The 8,110-nt window shown below is 65.5% G+C and carries 7 protein-coding genes; 6 read left to right on the forward strand and 1 reads right to left on the reverse strand.

Translation table 11 applies throughout. The features are described from left to right. From WAW17_RS23475 to WAW17_RS23490, 4 genes are all read left to right on the forward strand, one after another. Positions 1–708 (forward strand): TnsA-like heteromeric transposase endonuclease subunit (locus WAW17_RS23475; RefSeq protein ID WP_422335305.1); only part of this gene is annotated, 708 nt, incomplete at its 5' end. An 83-nt stretch (positions 709–791) separates the two neighbouring features. Then, the gene (locus WAW17_RS23480) at positions 792–2,750 is read left to right on the forward strand and encodes a helix-turn-helix domain-containing protein (protein WP_422335306.1); all 1,959 of its coding nucleotides are present in this window, start codon (positions 792–794) and stop codon (positions 2,748–2,750) included. After that, positions 2,747–3,811, forward strand: coding sequence for an AAA family ATPase (locus WAW17_RS23485; RefSeq protein WP_422335307.1), 1,065 nt, complete (start codon positions 2,747–2,749; stop codon positions 3,809–3,811). The genes WAW17_RS23480 and WAW17_RS23485 overlap by 4 nt, the downstream gene beginning before the upstream one ends. Continuing rightward, positions 3,786–4,655 carry a TniQ family protein gene (locus WAW17_RS23490; protein ID WP_422335308.1) on the forward strand — a complete coding sequence of 290 codons (870 nt, stop codon included), beginning with the start codon at positions 3,786–3,788 and terminating at the stop codon, positions 4,653–4,655. Before WAW17_RS23485 ends, WAW17_RS23490 begins: the two co-directional genes overlap by 26 nt. A 132-nt stretch (positions 4,656–4,787) precedes the next feature. Here WAW17_RS23490 and WAW17_RS23495 read toward each other — a convergent pair whose 3' ends face one another. Next, positions 4,788–5,087: a hypothetical protein gene (locus tag WAW17_RS23495; protein ID WP_422335309.1), complete on the reverse strand. Its 300-nt coding sequence runs from the start codon at positions 5,085–5,087 to the stop codon at positions 4,788–4,790. A 795-nt stretch (positions 5,088–5,882) separates the two neighbouring features. Between WAW17_RS23495 and WAW17_RS23500 the strand changes: the two genes are divergently transcribed. Beyond that, the gene (locus WAW17_RS23500; protein ID WP_422335311.1) at positions 5,883–7,196 is read left to right on the forward strand and encodes an ice-binding family protein; all 1,314 of its coding nucleotides are present in this window, start codon (positions 5,883–5,885) and stop codon (positions 7,194–7,196) included. Then, entirely contained in the window at positions 7,193–7,888 is a 696-nt protein-coding gene (locus tag WAW17_RS23505; protein WP_422335310.1) for a class F sortase, read from the forward strand. Before WAW17_RS23500 ends, WAW17_RS23505 begins: the two co-directional genes overlap by 4 nt. Positions 7,889–8,110 lie beyond the last annotated feature (222 nt).

Below are 8,110 nucleotides of genomic sequence, written 5' to 3' on the forward strand. Positions count from 1 at the left end.
GAGGTCGAGGTCAGGTACGTGCAGGGCAACGGTGGTCCTGTCGCGACGACTTTCGCCGCCGCGGATCCGCAACGAATGGTGCGCGGTCTGCCGGTTCGACGGGCGCGGAGTCATCCTCGACGACGGCATTACGCGGGCTGGTTCTGGTCAGCGACCAATCGTGACCATGTGCTTTACGAGAGTCGGTTGGAGCTCGATCGGCTGTGGTTGGCCGACTTCGCCCCGGAGGTAATCCGGATGGCGGCGCAACCGATGTGGATGTGCGGCTCGGATGGGACGAGCACACGTAGGCACGGGCCCGACCTGCTGCTCGAGCACGCCGATGGTGGGTTCACGGTCGTTGACGTCAAACCGGAAGAATTCGCCCGCCGCGACGAGGTGGCGCGGGTGTTCGCCTGGACTGGGCGGGTATGCGCATCGCGGGGGTGGTCGTACGAGGTGTGGACGGGCGCGGATCCGGTGGTATTGACGAATATCCGGACCATTGGCGCTGCGCGCAGAACGGACTCGCTCGACACCGCGACAGTGGCAGGCGTCGAGGCGGTCGGCGTGACCGGAATGACGATCGACGAGGTGGTCACGGCCGGAAAGAGGGAGCGGGGGCGCATCGCTGTGCTGGCGAAGCTGTGGTCGGGGTCGTGGACGGCGGATCTGACGGTACCGCTGTCCGGACGAACTATCTTGACCTGCGAGAGGGCGACTTCATGACAGAAATTCTCGACCTCCGTCCTGGGTTTCAAGTCTGGTTCGGTGGCGCCTCGTGGGAGGTCGTCGCTCTGCATGGAACTGAGGTGACGCTCCGGTCCGGGCAGTCGCTGCAAAGGGTCGCGGTCACCGAAATAGCTGCTCGCGGTGTGGCAATGGTCCATGAGGACGACTCCGTCGAACCCGTATCGGTGGTGCTGTCGTCTCTGACGGCGTCACAGCGCCACGAGCTCGACGTCCGAGCCGGGCACGTCCGCAGCGCGCTCGCCGCGGTCAACGATGACGGGACCAACCTGGAGTCGGTGTTGGCGGCCAAGGCGAAGGAGCTGCATGTCTCGGTGCGCACGCTCTACCGCTGGATCGCGGGCTTCCGGGCATCGGGTGTCGCCGGGTTGGCCGACACCCGCATTCGCAGCCGATATGCAGCCAGCGTGGACCCGCGGTGGGACGCAGCGTGTCTTCAAATGCTGGACCACTACGTCGAGGCATCCACGCCGACCATGGGAGTGGTCATCGACGCGGTTGCCCGGAAGTTGGAGACAAGCTTCGGCCCGGGAACGGTGCCGCTGCCCAGTAAAGCCACTGCTTACCGGCGTCTGAAGGTGTTGGCGAAGGGACGGCACGCGTTCGGCAGTGCCAAGGCACGCCGTTCAGTAGCCGATCGTCCGACCGGTGTGTTCGGTCGGCTACGTGCCACACGTCCCGGCGAGTACGTGGTGCTCGACACCACGCCGCTGGATGTTTTTGCGATGGAACCGATCACGATGCGGTGGGTCGGGGTGGAGCTGACGGTGGCGATGGACCTGTTCACCCGCTGCGTACTCGGACTGCGGTTGACGCCGGTGTCGACGAAATCGCAGGACGTCGCGAACGTGCTCTACCAATGCGTGAGTCCCGACCGCGAGCGGCACGACGACGGGTGGCCGTATCACGGGGTTCCACGGAATCTGCTCGTCGGTACCGAGGAACCCGACGGCCTCTCCCAACAGCGGGTCGGCGACCTCCCGGCCTGTTTGCCGGAGGCCATCGTGGTCGATCACGGTAGGCAGTACCTGTCCGATCACGTGATCGGGGTATGCGCGCGGCTCGGGATCACGATCCAGCCGGCGATCCCGCACAAACCCACCGACAAGCCGACGGTCGAACGATTCTTCCGCACGCTGCGCGAAGCACTGCTCCAGCACCTGCCCGCCTACAAGGGCCCGGATGTGTACTCCCGCGGAAAAGACGTCGAGGACAAGGCGTTCTACTACCTCAGCGAGCTCGAGCGGATCATCCGCGAATGGGTCGGGTCGGTGTATCACCGCACCCAGCACGACGGGTTGTGTGTGCCGGAGATCCCGCGGGCCGAGTTCTGCCCGGCCGAGATGTTCGAGATCGGTGTCGCGAAATCCGGGGGCCTGCTGTTACCGGGCAGCCCGGACCTGGCGTACGAGTTCCTCGATGTGCGGTGGCGGATGATCCACCACTACGGGGTGGAGGTCGACGGTCTGCGTTACGACGGCGCCGGGCTGAACCTGTATCGCGGCACCCGCTCCCCGTACGGGGGTGTGCACGCCGGTAAGTGGCCGATCTTCGTCGACTCCCACGACGTCCGGCACGCCCACTTCCAGGACCCGGACACCCGGCAGTGGCATCAGCTGGTGTGGGAACACGGGGCGTGCCTGCATCAGCCGTTCAGCGCCGATGCCGTCGACTACGCCAAACGCGTCAGCGTCCGCGAGCACCGCCACCTCGATCCGCACCGTGCCGTGCAGGACCTGCTGCTCGCGTGGAGCCGTCAGGAAGTCGAGACTCGCCGCGACCGAAGCCTGGCCCGGCGGCTCAGCGCGCAACGACGCGCCCTCGACCCTGGAGCGGCCGGTGCCGCGGCGGACGGCGAATCCGTGCAGGACGACGCGTCGCTGCCCGGGGTCATCGATCTGCTCGAGCACCTGGCCCAGCGCTCGACGAGCCCGGTCGAGGTTCCCGACGATCTGGACGTGTTCGAGCAGTACTACGCGCAGCGGCCGGATGAGGAGGTATTCGGGGTGTTCGACGAGTGAACCGATGGGCACGATGGTTGGCGGACAACGGGACCGCCCGCTACCAACTCTCACGGAAACGAGGGTGGGATGCGTTCGTGCACTCCGCACCGCGCGAGTCGTTCGACGTCCTCAGCCGCACCGAGATGGACAGGCTCAGCGGTGAGGAACGGGAGGACTACAACGAGGCCCGGATGGTGTGGAACGCGAACCTGCCGACGATCAAGACCAGCCAGCTGACCGCCGCGTACTCGGTGATCGACCAGGTCCTGGCCTCCGGGCGGCGGGACGGGGACAAGCTGCGCGGGTCGGTGGTGATCGACGCCGAACCCGGCCTGGGGAAGACGACCATCGCCACCCGGTACGCCCGCGACTTCCACCGCCGCGTCCACCGCCGCGAGGGCCCGGTCACCGAGGGTGGGCATCAGCGGTTGCCGGTGGCGTTCGTCCCGCTCAGCGCCGGCATCACGTTGAAGGGTCTGAACCAGCAGATCCTGCGGTTCTACGGCCATCCCGCCGTCGACCGGGCGTCGACGTCGAAGCTGGGGGCGTTGGCCGTCGACTGTGTCACCAGCTGCGAAACGCGGTTGGTTGTGCTCGATGACCTGCACTTCGTGGACTTCCGGCACCGCAACGGCATCGAGGTGTCCAACCATCTCAAGGGCCTGGCCAACGAGATGGCGGCGACGTTCGTCTACGTCGGGGTCCAGCTCGCCGAGAAACGGTTCTTCGACGAAGGACAGCTCGGGGAACAGGCCGCCTACGCGCAGACCAGCCGCCGTGCCACCCGCTGCCCGGTCGCCCCGTTCGCGGTCGATACCGATCCGGGGCTGCGGAGCTGGATCAGCCTGCTCCGCACGTTGGAGGGGCACATCAAGTTGGCCGACGCCCACGAGGGGATGCTCGTCGAGCAGGCGAAGGTGTTGCACCGGCGCACCCAGGGCCGGATCGCGTCGCTGACCAACCTCATCGACCGGGTCTGCTACCTGGCGATCGCCTCCGGCACCGAGACGATCACCTCGGAGTTGATCGCCGCGACCACCATCGACAATGCCGGTGAATCCGCCGCCCGCACGGCCTGATCCCACACCCTGCCCCGCGCCTTCGGCGGCGCGGCTACGGCAGATTCCCGGCGGCTACGACATCGACCGCTGGCCGATCACCGTCCCGATCCGCCCCGGCGAGACCATCCCCGGATGGCTGCTGCATGTCGCCTCCCGGTACCAGTTGTCTCCGGCGCAGTTGCTGCGGGAGTTCGGCTTCACTTCCCGGCCCACCACCGTCGACCGTGTTCTGGACCAGGTCGTCGCGTGCTCGCGGGAGATCACCTGGTGTCTCGGCCTCCCGCCGCGGGCGCTGTCACCGGCACTATGTGGTGGGCCGGTCGAGGCCTCGCTCGGCCGTTACCTCGCGCACCGCCGCGGGATCCGGCCCCGCTCGAGTGGGTCCCGATTCTGCCCACGGTGTCTCGCGGACCCGGACTGCATCTGGCAGAGGCAATGGACGCACCCGTTGCTTCCGATATGCCTGCGGCACCGGCTGCGGTTGCAGACCCGATGTCCCGGTTGCGGTCAGGTGCCCTTCTCCGACACCACCTGGCTCGGCAGCCACGGCCCGCCCTGGCACTGCCCCCAACGGCGCCCGCGCGAGGGCGCCGACCGGAAGGTGCGTCCGTTCTGCCGGCACGACCTCAGTGACGCCACTGTAATCGACGCCGATGAGGACTTGTGCACGGCCCAGCGGTATCTGACCGCGCTGGCCGAGGCCACCGACATCGATGATCCCACCTCCCGATACGACAGGACGGCCGCGACGACCCGATTCGAGGCCTTCTGCGATTCCGCCGCCAACAAACTCGGCATCGACACCCTCGTCACCCTCGGCGCCCACCCGGACTCCCGACCACCGACACGGCACCAAGTCTGAAGCCGACCAGTGCCACTTGACGCCCCGCTGCGGAAATGATCACCGGACCACCTCTACGGGACACCAGCAGGTCACGAGCTTCCGATCACGGGGCCGCTTCCGGAACGCGCCGGTCAGGGTTCGCTTACGGAACTATCTGTCCGCCGGCACGCCTGAAGCGGTTGTCCCCGGTCGCGAGGACAGCCACAGTCTGAATGCTTCGGCCGTTGCCGCCTGCAAAGTGGTCCCCCGGGTAGCTACTTCGATCTTCACCTGCCGCAGCAACTCCGAGTCCACGCGGGCGGAGAACTGCCGGGAGTTCGTCGCATCCACGGACGGTGTGGTGAACTCGGTTGCAGTCCTCGGTACGAGCGAACTGTTATCGCCATCGGGCGTCGCGATCTGCAACGCGATGTCGGATGCTCCCATGGAGTGCTCGTTGGACATTTCCATCTCCTTGACGAACCGATGAGGTAGCTGTCGGCGAGGTCGGCCTCGGTGCCGCACCCTTCGCGGTGCCCCTTTGGGAACCGGGTTTGTAGGGGCGCATGTTGCGGGTTACGCGGAGTATCGGAAATTCTGTTGCCTACAGTGGCGACCGTAATGGACCGGAACCGAAGCCTTCGGGCAGAAAGATAGCAGGCGTGAAAGCAATATAAGTTGTTACCAAAAAATCAACCGAATTCGGGATACGCAATGCCTGGAACAAAAACGGATAGTCACGGTCCCGATGAGTATTTCGCACCAGTTATCATACCGCCGGTATGGAAATTCCATGCAACATAGCTTGGTAGCAATATTACAATTACTTACTGGACGTCCAACCAGATCGAAACTTGCTGTACATCCGACCAGACCGAAACTTACTGTACGTCCGACCAATTGCGTGGAGTGCACTGTGTCAGGCTGGACGAAGCCGGGCTCCTCCTCGGATGCGCGCTCTCCGTCCTTACAAAAGCGATCATTTGCGGGGTACCGGCGTCGGAACACCCGCCCTCTCTACCGATAGGTTCTCAATCAGCAAAATTCCCCCGGAGCGCACGTGCGCCTTTTCGGCGACAATTATTCAATTAATCGACACGCCGCCCCGGTCGTTGACACATACCGGCGGGTTTGCGAAGTATTCCTTTCGTCTACTGCTCCACGGTGAGGGGAAAATTCGTGACATCGATCCACAATTCGCGTTGGGCGTGTTCACCGCGTCGCTGGTTTGTCGGGGTAGCGGCCATCGCGACCACCACGGCTCTGATGATCTCCGGTGGTGTCGCGTCCGCGGCTCATCCTCCAGTCGGTTTGGGGACAGCCGCCTCCTTCGCGGTATTGGCCGGCACCACAGTCACCAACACCGGCCCTACGACCGTTTCCGGGGACCTGGGGGTCAGCCCAGGAAGCGCGGTGACAGGGTTTCCGCCGGGAGTAGTGATCAACGGCACGCAGCACGTTGCCGATGCTGTTGCGCTCCAGGCTCAATCCGACCTGACGACGGCCTACAACGATGCGGCCGGCCGGCCGGCCACCGCCGCGGCGCCCCCCGACCTCGGTGGCCTGACTCTGGTCGACGGCACCTACAACACGGCTGGGCCGATGGGATTGACCGGCACCGTCACCTTGGATGCGCAGGGAGATCCCAACGCGGTGTTCATCTTCCAGGCGGGATCCACGTTGATCACCGCGTCGAACAGCACGGTCGCCCTGATCAACGGGGCTTCGCCGTGCAACGTGTTCTGGCAGGTGGGTAGCTCGGCGACTCTGGGCACCAACACCACCTTCGTCGGAACCATCATGGCGTTGACCTCGATCTCGGTGCAGACCGGCACCACCGTGAACGGGCGCATACTGGCCCGCAACGGCCAAGTCAGCCTCGACACCAACGTCATCACCCGGCCCAACTGCGTCACGCCGCCGCCGACGTCCACGACGACGCCGCCACCGACCACAACGACGACCACCACGACGGCACCGCCGACCACGACGACCACCACGCCGCCGCCGATTACCACCACCACCGTCACCAACGGTCCCGTGGTTCCGATTCCCATCCCGATTCCCATCCCGATTCCCATCCCGCCCGGCGGAGGAATCCCGGGTGTTCCCGGAGTCCCGGGTATTCCCGGCGTTCCCGGACCGCCTGCTCCTCCAGGACCCCCTGCACCCCCTGCTCCTCCAGGACCCCCTGCTCCTCCAGGACCTCCGGCACCCCCGGCACCCCCTGCTCCTCCGGCACCCCCTGCTCCGCCCGGTGGGCCTGGTGACCAGGGTGGACCCGGCGACCAGGGTGGGCCTGGTGACCAGGGTGGACCCGGCGAGCAAGGTGGACCCGGCGAGCAAGGTGGACCCGGCGAGCAAGGCGGACCCGGTCAGGGTGGGCCCGGCGGGGGCGGCAAGGGCGGCCCCGGCGGAAACGGGTACATCATTCCCAAGGGGGCCCCGGAAACAGGGGCCGGTGGCATCATTCCGCCCTCCGGTGACGACACGCTGCTCTATTCGCTCGGAGGACTGGCCCTAGTCGGATCGGGCATAGCGGCCGGCCAGGCCGCCCGACTGTGCGGGAGGCAACGATGAGCGACCCGAACGCCGACGGGTCTGAGTCCGTCCCGGGCCCTGAGGTGCCAGGTACCGAGGGGGCGATGGGCAGGGCGAAACGCTGGTGGGTGTTGGCGGCCGTCCTGTTGCTGGTCGCGACGGCTTTCCTCGCCCTGCGTAGTTACCAGGATTCGACTGATCCGCAGCTGACACCGCCAACGGTGACCGATACCGTGCCGGCACCCTCTGAGGGGATGTCCGGTCCGGCGCCGGTGGCACTGCGGATCCCTGCGCTGGGGGTGGATGAATCCCTCATCACGCTCGGCCTCAATTCCGACGAAACAGTGGAGGTGCCCGCCGATTTCGACAGGCCGGGTTGGTACAAGTTCGGTCCGGCTCCGGGGCAACTGGGTTCGGCGGTGATCCTGGGGCATGTCGACTCACACGAGGGGCCGGCGGTGTTCCACCGATTGAAGAATCTGAGCGCGGGAGACTCGGTCGAGGTGAGCTTGACAGACGGCAACGTCGCCCATTTCTCCGTTACCAAGGTGGAGACATATCCGAAGACAGAGTTCCCCGCCGAGCAGGTCTACGGCTCACACGGCGACCAAACTCTCCAACTTGTCACCTGTGGAGGGGAATTCGACCCGCACGCCCGTAGCTACCTATCCAACGTGGTGGCCTACACCTCACTGGTCGACATCACTCCGGCGGCCGCCAACCAGAGATAACCGGACGGGCCGTCAACATCCGCTTGGTCGACCGGTCTCATCAGAACGATCGGATCTGTCATCCGTCAACTCTCACCGACTCGAGAGTCGAGTAGACCATCCGCTAACGGGATGCGACCAGCTGAGCATTCCGACAAGTTAATGAGAATCAAGCACTGACACGACATTGAGAACCCGCAGGTCAAAGATTCAGAGAAGTGACACCGAGCCATGGAACCTACA

This window comes from Rhodococcus sp. (in: high G+C Gram-positive bacteria), assembly GCF_049286785.1.
In the GTDB taxonomy this organism is placed as follows: Bacteria; Actinomycetota; Actinomycetes; order Mycobacteriales; family Mycobacteriaceae; genus Rhodococcus_F.